Source organism: Actinomadura rudentiformis, from assembly GCF_008923185.1.
In the GTDB taxonomy this organism is placed as follows: Bacteria; Actinomycetota; Actinomycetes; order Streptosporangiales; family Streptosporangiaceae; genus Spirillospora; species Spirillospora rudentiformis.
Window position 1 is genome coordinate 126,612 of the sequence record NZ_WBMT01000010.1, and the last position, 12,752, is coordinate 139,363.

Here is a 12,752-nt window from a genome sequence, read left to right on the forward strand (position 1 = left end):
CCGTCCACTTCACCGGAAGCAAGGGAATCCCCCTATGCACGTTCGTACGATGCTGCCTGCCTTCGCCGCGCTGACGCTCGCGACCGCCGCGGCCGGATGCGGAGGCTCCTCCTCCGGAGCCGACACCGTCTCGCCGGGCGCCGACGCCGCCCCGGCCAAGACCGGCTACCCGCTCACGTTCGACAACTGCGGCCAGAAGGTCACCTTCGCCAAGCCACCGCAGCGCGTCCTCATCCTCAACGGGACGTCGGTCGCCGAGGTCGAGAGCTTCATCCTTCTCGGCCTCCAGAAGCACATCCTTGCCAACGCCCAGTCGTACGGGGTGTCGGACGAGCCCTCGATGATCCAGGCCATCAAGTCCCTCCCCACGGGCGGCCTGACGATGAACAAGAACTTCGAGGTGCCCGCCGAGCAGGTCCTCGCCGCCAAGCCCGACCTGGTGATCTCGCACTGGTCGGGCGGCTTCGACGCCAAAAAGGGCATGGCGACGCGCGAGCAGCTCGCCGCCGCCGGCATCACCACCCTCGTCAACCCGGTCAACTGCGCGTACGGCAAGCCGACCGCCACGCAGGCCGAACGGACGAGGTACAAGAACGCCTCCATCGAGTCGTCGCACGACTTCCTGCGGCTCCTCGGCCGCGTCTTCGACGCCCAGCACAAGGCCGCCGAGGTGACCGGCGAGCTCCGGCGCCGCATCGAGGCCGTCCGCGCCCGGACCGCGGGCAAGGCCCCCAAGAAGATCCTCATCGCCTATCCCGGCATGGCGATGATGAACGCGAACGGCCTTCCCGCCGTCTGGACCGGCGGCGTCGCCGACCAGGTGCTCAAGGCCGCCGGAGGCGTCAACTCCTTCGCGGGCCTGGCGCCCGAGGCGGTCTCGTCCATCAACAAGGAGCAACTGGCCACCGCGCAGGTGGACGTGCTCGTGGTGGGCGCGTTCCAGCCGTCGGAGGACCCGGCGGCCGAGGCCCGGAAGCTCTTCGCGCAGTACCCGCAGTGGCAGGCGTCCAAGACCCGCTCGTTCGCGACGGTGGCCGACGGCGTGTTCCTGGGGCCGCTGAACGCCGTGGCCGTCGAGAAGCTCGCCAAGGCGGTGCACGGTGTCGGCTGAGTCCACACGTGGGCCGCACCTGGTCTCCGGGCCGATGACCGGTGTGCTCATCGCCGGGCTGGCCGCCGGACTGGTCCTGATCACTGTCGCGGCCATCTCGATCGGCTCGGTGAACCTCCCGTTCGGCGCCGTCTGGAAGACGATCGGCACGCGGCTCACCGGCGCCGGCGCGGGCGACCCGCTGCGCGACCAGGTGATCTGGGACATCCGGACGCCCCGCGTCCTGGTCGCCGCTCTCGTCGGTGCCGCGCTCAGCGTCGCGGGGGTGGCGCTCCAGGCCCTGGTCCGCAACCCGCTCGCCGACCCGTACATCCTCGGCATCTCGTCCGGGGCGTCGCTCGGCGCGGTCCTGGTCGTCGCGTTCGGCGCCTCCGCGGTGGGCGGGCTCGGGGTCACGGGCGCGGCGTTCGCCATGTCCATCCTGAGCGTGCTGGCGGTGTACGCGCTGTCGCAACGGGGCGGGCGGCTGCTCGACTCCCGGCTGGTCCTGATCGGCGTCGCTGTGGGCTACCTGTGCTCGGCCGCGACCACGTACCTCCAGTTGCAGGTCAACCCGACCGAGCTGCACGGCCTGATGTTCTGGCTGATGGGCAGCGTCGCGGGCGCCACCTGGTCCGACCTCGGGATCCCCGCCGCCGTGATCGCCGCCTGCATGGTGTTCCTGCTGCTCCAGGCCCGCAACCTGAACGCGCTGATGGCGGGCGAGGACGCGGCGGCGGGCCTCGGCACGTCGGTGCGGTCGCTGCGGATCGCGCTGCTGGTGATCGGCTCGCTGCTGACCGCGACCGCCGTGAGCGTGGTCGGCGGGATCGGCTTCGTCGGCCTGATGATGCCGCACGCCGCCCGGTTCCTGGTCGGCGGCGACCACCGGCGCGTGCTGCCCGTGGCGCTGCTGATGGGCGCGGTGTTCCTGGTCGCGGTCGACATCGCCTGCCGCACGGTCGACCGGCCGAACGAGCTGCCCGTCGGCATCTTCACGACCGGGCTCGGCGTGCCGTTCTTCATCTGGCTGCTGCTGCGGCGCCGATCGGGAGGTGCGTGAGGATGCGGCTGGTCATCGAAGGTGTCACGGCGGAGATCGACTCCACCCCGATCGTGTCCGGCGTCGATCTCGTCGCCGAACCCGGCCAGTTCGTCGGGCTGATCGGGCCGAACGGGAGCGGCAAGTCGACCCTGCTGCGCACCGTCTACCGGGCGCTGCGGCCCGCCACCGGGGTCGTGTCGCTGAATGGGGCGGACCTGTGGCAAATGCCCGCCAAACGGGCGGCGCGGCATCGTGCGGTGGTGACGCAGCACGGCGACCTGACGGCGGAGTTCTCCGTCGCGGAGGTCGTCGCGATGGGGCGCGCACCGCACAAGGGACTGCTCGATCGCGAGCACGCCGCAGACCGGGCCGCGGTGGCGGAGTCGCTCAAGCGGGTGGAGATGGCGTGGGCCGCCGACCGGCTGTTCTCGACGCTCTCGGGCGGCGAGCGGCAGCGGGTGCTGCTGGCCCGCGCGCTCGCCCAGGAGGCGCCGCTCCTCGTGCTCGACGAGCCGACCAACCATCTGGACGTACGGGCGCAGCTCGGCTTGCTCGACCTGATCCGTTCGCTCGGGCTCACCCTGCTCACGGCGTTGCACGACTTGGATCACGCGGCCGCGTACTGCGACCACGTCGTCGTGCTGGAGAACGGTGCCGTACGGGCGTCGGGACCTCCGCTGGAGGTGCTCACGCCGGAGTTCGTGGCTGAGGTGTTCGGGGTCCGGGCGCATATCGGCCCGCATCCGATCACCGGCCGGCCGCATATCGCCGTGGCGTCCATGTGAGTCGGATATGAGTCGATATGATCCGTTCTCACGCGTGCGGCCCCGCGCCGCGAGAAGGAGACGCCGGTGTCCCTCGACCCCCCGCCCCCGGCCGCCGCCCCAGTACCCTCCGCCGCCGCCACACCACGCCGTGCCCGCGTGGTCCTCGCGTTGCTGATGGCGTTCATGGCGCTCAACTTCGCGGACAAGGGAGTGCTCGGCCTCGTCGCCGACCCCATCCGCGACGATCTCGACCTGACCGCCACCGAGTTCGGCACCATCGCGAGCGCCTTCTACCTGCTCTTCAGCCTGTCGGCGGTGCTGGTGGGATTCCTCGGCAACCGGATGCGCGCCCGGCCGCTGCTGGCTCTGCTCGTGCTGATCTGGTCCGTGGCGCAGCTTCCCATCCTGCTGCCCGTGGCCGGGTTCGCCGCGTTGCTGGGGACGCGCGTCCTGCTCGGCGCCGGTGAGGGGCCGAGCCTGCCGCTGGCCAACCACACCGCGTTCGGCTGGTTCCCGCAGGATCGGCGGTCGCTGCCTGCGGCGCTCATGACCGTGGGCGGCGCTCTCGGCGCGGTCATCGGCGCGCCGCTGGTCCTCGTCGTCAACGGCGTCCTCGGCTGGCGCGGCTCGTTCGGGGTCCTGGGCGTGCTGGGACTGCTCTGGCTTCTGGCGTGGTGGCGTTGGGGCGGCGACGGCCCGTACTCGTCGGCGACGGCGGCGGAGACCGACAAGTCCAGGGAGAGCGAGAAGGCCGAGGACGCCGAGCCGGATGTCCGTCTGCCCTACCGGCGCGTCTTCCTCACCGGCACCTGGCTCGGCGGCACGTTCTCGATGTTCACTGTCATGTGGTCGCTCGCGCTGGCGCTCACGTGGCTCCCCACGTGGCTGGAGGACCACGTCCACTTCAGCGACGCCGAAGTCAGCGGGGCGATCGGGCTGCCCAGCGTGATGGGGGTCGTCCTCGCCCTGAGCGCGGGCGTTCTCGCGCAGCGCCTGCTGAAGCGGGGTGCCTCGCCGCGGCTCGCGCAGGGCGTGGTCGGCGCGATCGCGGCCCTCGCCGCCGGAGTGTGCCTGCTCGGTCTGACACGGGTCAGCCCGGTCGCGCTGATGTTGCCGCTGATGGCGATCGGTTTCGCGGCGGGCAACGCGCAGACGCCGCTGACCAACGCGGCGATCGCCCGGATCTGCCCGCCCGGGCAGCGCGCGGCCGCGCTCGCCACCTCGTACGCGATCGCCGCGACGTCGAGCATCCTGGCGCCGTACGTCTCAGGCCGCCTGATCGACTCGGCCGCGAGCGAGGCGGCTGGCTTCGATCACGCCTTCGACCTGTCGGGATGGCTGCTGCTGGCCGGCGGCCTGATCGCGTTCCTGACGGTCCGGCCCGACCGGGACGCTCAGGCGACCGCGCCGGAGGACCGCAGCCCGTCGATCGTCCCGGCGTCGTAGCCCAGCTCGGCGAGCACCGCCTCGGTGTGCTCGCCGAGCGCGGGGATCGGTCCCATCCGGGCCTCGGCGTCCGCGAACGTGATCGGCGGCAGGATCGCGGGCAGTGCTCCGACCGGTGAGCCGACCTCGCGCCAGCGGTCGCGCTCGGCGAGCTGCGGGTGGGCGAGCAGGCCGTGGGTGTCGTTGATGGAGGCATTGGGCACACCGGCCTCGTCCAGCCGCCGCACCAGTTCGCCGCGCGTCATGCCGGCGGTCGCCTCGGCGATGAGGGTGTCGACCTTCGCTCGGTTGCGGACGCGGGCCTGGTTGGTGGCGAACTCGGGATCGGATGCCAGGAACGCCCGGTCGAGGACGCGTGTCACCAGGGCCGCCCACTGCCGGTCGTTCTGCACGCCGATGACGACGTCCTCACCGTACGCGGTCGGGTACGCGTCGTACGGAGAGATGAGCGGGTGGCCGAGCGCTGACCGCGGCGGCACCTTCCCGGTGGAGCGGGTGGCGTACATGGCCTGGCTCATCCACTCGGCGACGGCGTCGAACATCGTCACCTCGACCGCCGCGCCCTCGCCGGTGGTCCCCCTCCGGACGAGCGCGGCGAGGGCACCGGAGAACGCGTACATCCCGGCGGCGATGTCGGCCAGCGGCGATCCCGCCTTGACCGGGGTCTCGGGTGTGCCCGTCACCGAGACCAGCCCTGCCTCGGCCTGGACGAGCATGTCGTAGGCACGCTTGTCGCGGTACGGGCCGCGCGAGCCGTACCCCGACATGTCGATCACGATGAGGCGCGGGTGCCGGGCCCGCAGCTCGGCGGCGCCGAAGCCGAGGCGGGCGGCGGCGCCCGGGGCGAGGTTCTGGAGGAAGACGTCGGCCGTCGCGACCAGCTCGGCGAGGATCGCCCGGCCCTCCTCGCGCTTGAGGTCGAGCGCGACCGACTCCTTCGAACGGTTGAGCCAGGCGAAGTGCGTGCCGAGCCCGCCGCTGATGAGCGAGTCGTAGGCGCGGGCGAAGTCACCGCCGTCCACCCGTTCGACCTTGATGACGCGGGCACCGAGGTCGGCGAGCTGCCGGCTGGCGAACGGCGCCGCCACCGCCTGCTCCAGCGCGACGACCGTGATCCCTTCCAGGGGCGGCGTCCCTTGCGAGGGCGCCATCTACGACTCCGCCAGCAGGCGGCGGCCGATGATCATCTTTTGGATGTCGGCCGTGCCCTCGCCGATCAGCAACATCGGCGCCTCGCGGTAGAGCCGTTCGATCTCGAACTCCTTGGAGTAGGCGTAGCCGCCGTGGATGCGGAACGAGTCCTCGACGACCTCCTTGCAGTACTCGCTCGCCAGGTACTTGGCCATCCCGGCCTCGAGGTCGTTGCGCTCGCCCGAGTCCTTGCGCCGGGCCGCCATGACCATCATCTGGTGCGCGGCCTCGACCTTGGTGGCCATCTCGGCGATGCGGAACATGACCGCCTGGTGTTCGGCGATCGGCTTTCCGAACGTCTCGCGTTCCTTGGCGTAGGCCAGGGCCAGCTCGTAAGCGCGCCGTGCCACGCCGCAACCGCGCGCCGCCACGTTGACGCGGCCGACCTCGACGCCGTCCATCATCTGGTAGAAGCCGCGGCCCGGCTCGCCGCCGAGAATCTTCCCCGCAGGAACGCGGTACTCGTCGAAGAGCAGCTCGGTGGTGTCGACGCCCTTGTACCCCATCTTCTCGATCTTGCCGGGAACGGTCAGGCCGGGCGCGACCTCGCCGAAGCCGGGCTCCTTGTCGACGAGGAAGGTCGTCATGCCCCGGTGGCCCGCCGCCGGGTCGGTCTTGACGAGGGTGGCGACCAGGTTGGCCGTGGCGCCGTTCGTCAGCCACATCTTCTGACCGGTGATCGAGTATTCGCCCGGACCGGCCGGCACCGCGCGGGTCTGGATGGCCGACACGTCCGAGCCGCAGCCGGGCTCCGACATCGAGAACGCGCCGCGGATCTCGCCGGTGGCCATCCGCGGCAGGTAGAAGGCCTTCTGCTCGGGAGTGCCGTGATGGCTGATCATCCAGGCCACGATGAAGTGCGTGTTGACGATGCCCGACACGCTCATCCAGCCGCGTGCCAGTTCCTCCACCACCAGGGCGTACGTCAGCAGCGACTCGCCGAGCCCGCCGTACTCCTCGTCGATCATGAGGCCGAAGAGCCCGAGCGCCCGCATCCCGTCCACGATGGCCTGCGGGTAGGCGTCGGCGTGCTCCAGCTCGGTCGCGACCGGGAGGATCTCCTTGTCCACGAACGCGCGGACGGTCGCCAGGATCTCGTGTTGCTCGTCGGTCAGCCCGTATGTCTGCTGCAATCTGCCCACGGTCCCCCACAGTATTAGAACCACATTCTGGAAAGGGAGTCCGGGCCGGTGTTCAGGCCGAACGGGAGCCCGACCGTGAATCCGCGGATGCATCTGAACGTTCGGCGCCGACGGTGACCGGCGGCGATCCCGGCACGCTGAGGGCCGCCACGAGCTCCCGGTAGAGCTCGTCGGCCGCCAGCAGCTCGGCGTGCCGTCCCTGGGCGCGGATGCGCCCCGCCTCCATCACCAGGATGGTGTCGGCGTCGACCACCGTGGACAGCCGGTGGGCGATGGTCACCACCGCGCCCTCGGCGGCACGGCTGCGGATGCAGTCGTGGATGGCCGCCTCGGTGAGCCCGTCGAGCTGCGCCGTGGCCTCGTCCAGGAGCAGCAGGTCGGGGGTGCGGAGCAGGGCCCGCGCGAGCGCGATGCGCTGGCGTTCGCCGCCGGACACCGAGGTGGACGACAGCGGCGTGTCCAGGCCGGCTTCGAGGGAGTCGATCCGGTCGGCCAGCCGGACGTCGCGGAGCACCCTGTCCAGCTCCTCAGCGGTCGCATCCGGATGGGAGAACAGCAGGTTGTCGCGGATCGTGCCCGGGACGATCGGGGTGTCCTGCTCCACGTACGCCAGCCGCTCGCGCAACTTTTCGTGCCCGTGGTGGCTGTACGGCACGCCGTCCAGGAGCATCTCGCCCTCCTGCGGTTCGAGGAAACGCAGGAACAGGGAGAAGAGAGTCGTCTTTCCGGCTCCGGAAGGCCCGACGATGGCGGTGTGACCCCGGCGCGGAATGGCGAGGTCCAGCTTGCGCACCACCGGATCGAGGTCAGGACCGTAGGTGGCCGTGACGCCGCGCATCTCCAGCAGGGGGCCGCCGCCGTCCACGACGCGGGCGCGGGCGGGCACCGCCGGTGCGTCGACCTCCGACTCCAGCGCGTCCACCTCGCGGATCCGCTGCGCGGCGGCCATGCCCGACTGAAGCGTGGTGAGGTTCTGGCTGAGCTCGGTGATCGGGTCGATCAGGCCGAACGCGTACAGCAGGAACGCGATCAGGCCGGACACCTCCAGACCGCCCTGGTCCACCCGCCACGCACCGACGCCCAGGATCAGGATGATCGCGAGCTGGAGTCCGGTCCAGGCGATCGTCCACGCCGTCGCCTCGCGCCGGACGGCCCGTACGCCGTGCACGGCCGAGGCACGGGCGTCGGTCAGGAGCCGCTCACTCTGGCGCTCCTCGGCGCGGCTGACCTTCACCGTCCGGATGGCCCGCAGCGTGCCCTCCAGGACACCGCCGAGGCGCCCGATGTGCTCCTGGACCCGTTCCTGCGCCTTGGCGATCGACGGCATCAGCAGGGCGAACAGCACGATGACCACGGCGAGCGCCGCGATCGTGGTGCCAAGGAGCACCAGGTCGAGCACGCCCATGAGGATCAGGGTGCCGGCGAGCATGACGGCCCCGTTGATCAGCCCGATCACGCTGGAGGACGCGGCCTCCCTCAGCAGCACCGTGTCGGAGGTGACCCGGGTGACCAGCTCCCCCACCGGCCGGGCGGTGATCGCGGGCACCGTCGCGCGCAGGAACCGCCGGACGAGCGACTCGCGCGCGTCCAGCACCACCCGTTCACCCAGTGCACCGAGGAGCGTCCACTGCCAGAACGCGACGCCCGCGCCGAGGACCATCAGCACCAGCAGCGCGGCGATCGGGCCGCTCAGGGAGCGGTCCTCGCCCAGCGAGTCCAGCACCCATTTGGTCACCATCGGCATCGCCAGCCCGAGCGCCGACCCGGCCAGCGCGAGAACGAGGGCGAGGGCCAGCTTGGCCGTGTGGGGACGGGCGAACGACCACAGGATCCGCAGTCTCGGGAAACGTCTCGAGTCGAGTGGAACAGTCATTTCACCAATGGAACACTGGTGTTCCGTTCTAGTCAAATGTGTTTTACTTTGGAGGAGGCGGTACCATCACTGCATGACAGCGGAGACCAAGACCCGGGTGCGGACCCGCCGCGCCATCCTGGACGCGGCCGTCTCGGTCCTCGCCAAGAACCCCGCCGCCTCCCTCGCCGACGTGGCGGCCGAGGCGGCGGTGGGACGCACGACCATCCACCGTTACTTCCCGGAGCGTTCCGACCTGCTGACCGCCATCGGGGCGGACGTGCTCGACAAGATCGCCGCCGCCACCGACCGGTCCCGCCCGGCCGAGGGTCCGTCACTGGAGGCGGTGGCGCGGCTCTGCTCGGAGTTCTTCGATCTCGGCGAGAACCTCACCCTCATCTTCAACGTGCCGGAGTTCTGGGACTGGGAGGGCTGGGAGCAGGAGACCGCAGCCGACCGGGCCATGCTCGATCTCATCAGGCGCGGCCAGGCCGAGGGCGACATCGACCGTGAGATGGACGCGGTGTGGATCCAGCACCTGATCTGGTGCATGCTCTACACGGCCTGGTCGCACACGCACACCAACGGCGTGTCCAAGCACGAGTCCCTGACCCTGTGCCTGCGAAGCCTCAAAAAGGCGATCGCCGCCTGAGCCGGGATCGTCGAGGGCGGCGCTATTCCGGAAGGTGCGGTGAGTAGAGGACCGCGAGGAAGCGGACGAGCAGCGCCTCGCGGGTGGCGGGCGGCAAGGCGTCGAGGATCGTGTTGACCACCGCCATCTCCGGGTCGCCGGCGCCGCCGAGATCGACGCCCACCGACGCGAGCAGGCCGGCGAAGCCGGCGTCGTCGATCGCGTCGAGGTCGAGCCCCGCCAGGGCGTCCACCAGCTCGGCGGGCACGTCGGGCGGCCCGGACGCGCGGGCGGCCACGGCTGATTCGCGCAGCACCGACAGCAGGTCACCGGCTCGGGTGCCGCTCACGCCGGTCAGGGTCATGTGCAGGTTGGCAGGGCTGTCGCCGGACGAGAGCTGCACCTGGAAGAACCAGCCGCGCAGGCGCGCCTCGTCGGCGAGAGTGAAGACGCACAAGCCCGGGTCGTCGGAGGCGATCGCGACCAGAGGGGCGTCCGGCTCGCCGAGGACGCGCAGCCCGGGGATCTCCGCGACACCCGCCACGAGCTGCTCGGTCGCGCGCATGGCGTCGGCCGCCAGGGCGCGGTAGCCCTCCGCACCCAGCGCCTGGAACGTCGCCCACGCCGCGCCGAGCGGACCGGCGCTGCGGCTGCTCTGCACGGTCGTGTTGATCACCGGGTAGCCGGGCCATCCCGCCGAGGCGAAGTAGGCGCGCCGCCGCATCCCCTCGTCCGCGAACAGCACGACCGATGCGCCCTTCGGCGCGTACCCGTACTTGTGCAGATCACAGGAGATCGACGTCACGCCTGGGACGGACAGGTCGAAGGGCGGCACGTCCTGCCCGTTCTCCCGCAGCCACGGCAGCACCCACCCGCCCACGCACGCGTCCACATGGCACGGCACGCCCGCGTCGGCCGCCAGAGCGGCGAGGTCGGCCACCGGGTCGATGACGCCGTGCGGGTAGGAGGGAGCCGAGGCCACGACGAGGGCGGTACGCGGCGTCAGCGCGGCCGCGGTCGCCGCCGGGTCGGCCCGGAACGTCACCGGGTCGACCGGCACGGACACCAGCTCCATGCCGAGGTAGTGCACGGCCTTGGCGAACGCGGGATGCGCGGTCGCCGGCGCCACGACCTCAAGCCGATCGGCCCGGGCCGGGCGGGCGTCGCGGGCGGCCTTGACCGCCAGCATGATCGACTCGGTGCCGCCGCTGGTGAAGATCCCCGGTGTGGCCGCGTCCCCGCCCAGCCGCTCGGCGACCGCGCCGACCAGCTGCCGTTCGAGCGCGACGATGCTCGGGAACGCCGTCGGGTCCAGGCAGTTGACCTCCAGCATCTCCAGGTGTGCGCGGGCCGCCGCGTCGTGCACCTCGGCGCGGCCGGTGTCGTAGACGTAGGCCGTGACGTTGCCGCCGCGCACGGGCAGGTCACGGTCCCGGAGCCGGGCGAGCTCGCCGAGCAGCTCCGTGGCGGAACGCCCGGTCTGAGGCAGCCCTGCCGCACGGGCGGGGTTCTCAAGCGGCGACATGTTCTCCCTTTCCGGAACGATGCGCGGCAGCGAGCCGCCGGTAGACGAGCAGCAGCGGGACGCTGGCCGCGAGCAGTGCCGCCGGAACGAACGTGAACCCCGCTGACAGGCCGGTCAGCGCCGACTCCGGCTGGCTCACGGGCTCGTCGAAGTCGGCGGACCGGAACGACGTCACGGCCAGGATCACGGCGAAGACGCCGGGCCCCAGAGCGAGCGCGCCGGTCTCGGCGGCGGTCCACAGGCCGGTGAACGCCCCGGACTGCGCATGTCCGGTGCGTTCGGCGTCGGCGTGCACGGTCTCCGGCAACAACGACAACGGCAGCAGCTGTGTCGCGGCGTAGCAGAGGCCGATCACGGCGGTGAGCACCAGCACGGCCACGGTCGAGCCCGCGACGATGGCGGGATACAGCGCGGCGGCCGCGATCGCGAAGGCCACGACCGAGGCGACGTAGCAGCGCACGGTGCCGAAACGCCGGGCCAGCGTCCGCCAGAGCGGAACGGCGACCGCGCTTGGAGCGACCATGCAGACGAACATCGTCGAGGTCAGCCCGTAGTCGTCCAGCCTGTAGGTGGCCACGTACGGCGCGCCTGCGAGCATGACCGCGACCGCGAGGGACTGAGCGACGAACGCACCGAGCAGCGCGAAGAACGGGCGGTTGCCCCGGGCCGTGCGCAGCGCCGCGGCCAGCCCGAGCGGGCGCGGCCCGGGCCGCGCCCGGATCCATCGGGTGGCCAGGACGCTCGCGACCATCGCGGCGCCGAGCAGGGCCCCGATCACCACGCCCATCACCGCGTAGCCGCCGCGGCCGTCACCGGCGACGTCCACCAGCACCGGTGCCAGGCCGCCCGCAAGCAGGATCCCGAGCGTCAGGCAGACCACCCGCCAGGCCATGGCCCGCCCCCGCTGGTCAGGTTCGGGCGAGATCTCGGCGGGCAACGCCACGTACGGCACCTGGAAGCAGGCGAACGCACTCGCCGCCAAAAGGAACGCCAGCCCGGCCCAGGCAGCGGCCACACTGGGCGAGTCACCCGGAACCGCGAACATGGCGGCGAACAGCACCGGCAAGGCCAAGGCGCCCACCAGTAGCAGCCGGGTCCGGTGTCCCGTCCGGACGGCCTCCCTGTCGCTCGCCGCCCCGACCACCGGGTTGAGCACCACGTCCCACGCCTTTGGCAGCACGAGCACCACAGCTGCGACTGCGGCGGAAACGCCGAGGACGTCGGTCAGGTAGTAGAGCAGGAGCAGACCGGGCACGGCCGAGAAGATCCCGGTCCCGACGGAGCCGATCCCGTAGCCGAGCAACCGCCCGCGGCTGAGAGGGCTCGTCACTTCGCTGCTGAGCGGGCTCGTCGCTCCGCTGCTGTGCGGGCTTGTCACTCCGCGACCTCGGGCAGGCCGAGCATGTACCCGACGAGACGGTGCAGGTGCGCGCGGAACCGCGTCAGCTGGCGAGGGTCGCCCACGCCGACGCGCCGCCCGTCCGCGTCCAGCACGCCGCCGCGCCCGAAGCCGTGCGTGCACCAGATGACCGTCATCAGGGCGTATTCGAGGTCGGCGTCCTCGCTGACGGCAGGCCTCACCATCTCGGCGACCATGGTGAGCATGGGCCGGACGTAGAGGTTCTCCAGGTGGGCGACGTCGGCCGCGTCCGACAGCCACCGGTGCATCCAGAGCGCAGGCACCTCGGGATGCTCAACGCAGAAATCGAGATAGCCGTCCACGAGCCTGCGCACACCTGCGGCGTCCGGGGTGAACTCCGCGAGGACGCTCTCCAGGGCGGCGCGTTCGGTCCGGTGGGCCCGTTCCATGACGGCCAGGTACAGGTCGCGCTTGCCGCCCACGTGGTAGGCGACCGTGGCGATGTTGAGCCCGGCGGCCTCGGCGATCATGCGGGTCGAGGTCCCGTCATAGCCGAGTTCGGCGAACAAGCGGGTGGCAACGTCCAGCACCCGTTCCGCACCGGAATCGCTCGTCATGGCGGACACGCTAGGCAGGCCGACCGTCCCCGTCAATCGTTTGATGGAGAGAACGCCACGGCCACTCTGGGGCCCAGTGGCGTTCA

11 protein-coding genes are annotated in these 12,752 nt (G+C 71.4%); 5 read left to right on the forward strand and 6 right to left on the reverse strand.

Annotated features, from left to right (window positions below):
- The first annotated feature begins 34 nt into the window (after positions 1 to 34).
- The 4 genes from F8566_RS21905 to F8566_RS21920 all read left to right on the forward strand — a co-directional run bounded on the left by F8566_RS21905 (position 35) and on the right by F8566_RS21920 (position 4,348).
- Positions 35 to 1,111, forward strand: coding sequence for an ABC transporter substrate-binding protein (locus F8566_RS21905; RefSeq protein WP_225993396.1), 1,077 nt, complete (start codon positions 35 to 37; stop codon positions 1,109 to 1,111).
- A complete protein-coding gene (locus F8566_RS21910; protein ID WP_225993397.1) occupies positions 1,101 to 2,153 on the forward strand; it encodes a FecCD family ABC transporter permease in 1,053 nt (350 codons plus the stop codon). The genes F8566_RS21905 and F8566_RS21910 overlap by 11 nt, the downstream gene beginning before the upstream one ends.
- 2 nt (positions 2,154 to 2,155) lie before the next feature.
- A complete protein-coding gene (locus F8566_RS21915; protein ID WP_151562739.1) occupies positions 2,156 to 2,920 on the forward strand; it encodes an ABC transporter ATP-binding protein in 765 nt (254 codons plus the stop codon).
- 66 nt (positions 2,921 to 2,986) lie between these two features.
- Positions 2,987 to 4,348: an MFS transporter gene (locus F8566_RS21920; protein WP_225993398.1), complete on the forward strand. Its 1,362-nt coding sequence runs from the start codon at positions 2,987 to 2,989 to the stop codon at positions 4,346 to 4,348.
- Here the strand turns inward: F8566_RS21920 and F8566_RS21925 are convergent.
- Genes F8566_RS21925 through F8566_RS21935 form a run of 3 tightly spaced genes read right to left on the reverse strand, consistent with a single transcriptional unit; the run spans position 4,297 to position 8,554 of the window.
- Entirely contained in the window at positions 4,297 to 5,499 is a 1,203-nt protein-coding gene (locus F8566_RS21925) for a CaiB/BaiF CoA transferase family protein (protein ID WP_151562741.1), read from the reverse strand. The two genes, F8566_RS21920 and F8566_RS21925, sit on opposite strands and share 52 nt — an antisense overlap.
- Positions 5,500 to 6,681, reverse strand: coding sequence for an acyl-CoA dehydrogenase family protein (locus tag F8566_RS21930; RefSeq protein ID WP_151562743.1), 1,182 nt, complete (start codon positions 6,679 to 6,681; stop codon positions 5,500 to 5,502). It abuts the gene before it with no gap.
- A gap of 52 nt (positions 6,682 to 6,733) precedes the next feature.
- Positions 6,734 to 8,554 (reverse strand): ABC transporter ATP-binding protein, encoded by a 1,821-nt coding sequence (locus F8566_RS21935; protein WP_225993399.1) that lies wholly within the window; start codon positions 8,552 to 8,554, stop codon positions 6,734 to 6,736.
- 73 nt (positions 8,555 to 8,627) lie between these two features.
- Here F8566_RS21935 and F8566_RS21940 point away from each other — a divergent pair, with 73 nt between their 5' ends.
- Complete coding sequence (locus F8566_RS21940) at positions 8,628 to 9,185, forward strand: TetR/AcrR family transcriptional regulator (protein WP_151562745.1); 558 nt, start codon at positions 8,628 to 8,630, stop codon at positions 9,183 to 9,185.
- A gap of 22 nt (positions 9,186 to 9,207) precedes the next feature.
- On the opposite strand, the gene F8566_RS21945 is transcribed toward F8566_RS21940, so the two are convergent.
- The 3 genes from F8566_RS21945 to F8566_RS21955 are packed head-to-tail and all read right to left on the reverse strand — an operon-like array spanning position 9,208 to position 12,666.
- Positions 9,208 to 10,689: a pyridoxal phosphate-dependent decarboxylase family protein gene (locus tag F8566_RS21945; protein WP_151562747.1), complete on the reverse strand. Its 1,482-nt coding sequence runs from the start codon at positions 10,687 to 10,689 to the stop codon at positions 9,208 to 9,210.
- A complete protein-coding gene (locus F8566_RS21950) occupies positions 10,676 to 12,067 on the reverse strand; it encodes an MFS transporter (RefSeq protein ID WP_225993400.1) in 1,392 nt (463 codons plus the stop codon). The genes F8566_RS21945 and F8566_RS21950 overlap by 14 nt, the downstream gene beginning before the upstream one ends.
- Positions 12,064 to 12,666: a TetR/AcrR family transcriptional regulator gene (locus tag F8566_RS21955; RefSeq protein ID WP_151562749.1), complete on the reverse strand. Its 603-nt coding sequence runs from the start codon at positions 12,664 to 12,666 to the stop codon at positions 12,064 to 12,066. Before F8566_RS21955 ends, F8566_RS21950 begins: the two co-directional genes overlap by 4 nt.
- Between the last annotated feature and the right edge of the window lie 86 nt (positions 12,667 to 12,752).

Excerpts from the sequence above, each read along its gene's own strand:
- F8566_RS21905 (WP_225993396.1), top strand. The coding sequence starts at position 35 with ATGCACGTTCGTACGATGCTGCCTGCCTTCGCCGCGCTGACGCTCGCG.
- F8566_RS21915 (WP_151562739.1), top strand. The coding sequence starts at position 2,156 with ATGCGGCTGGTCATCGAAGGTGTCACGGCGGAGATCGACTCCACCCCG.
- F8566_RS21925 (WP_151562741.1), bottom strand. The coding sequence starts at position 5,499 with ATGGCGCCCTCGCAAGGGACGCCGCCCCTGGAAGGGATCACGGTCGTC.
- F8566_RS21935 (WP_225993399.1), bottom strand. The coding sequence starts at position 8,554 with ATGACTGTTCCACTCGACTCGAGACGTTTCCCGAGACTGCGGATCCTG.
- F8566_RS21940 (WP_151562745.1), top strand. The coding sequence starts at position 8,628 with ATGACAGCGGAGACCAAGACCCGGGTGCGGACCCGCCGCGCCATCCTG.
- F8566_RS21945 (WP_151562747.1), bottom strand. The coding sequence starts at position 10,689 with ATGTCGCCGCTTGAGAACCCCGCCCGTGCGGCAGGGCTGCCTCAGACC.
- F8566_RS21955 (WP_151562749.1), bottom strand. The coding sequence starts at position 12,666 with ATGACGAGCGATTCCGGTGCGGAACGGGTGCTGGACGTTGCCACCCGC.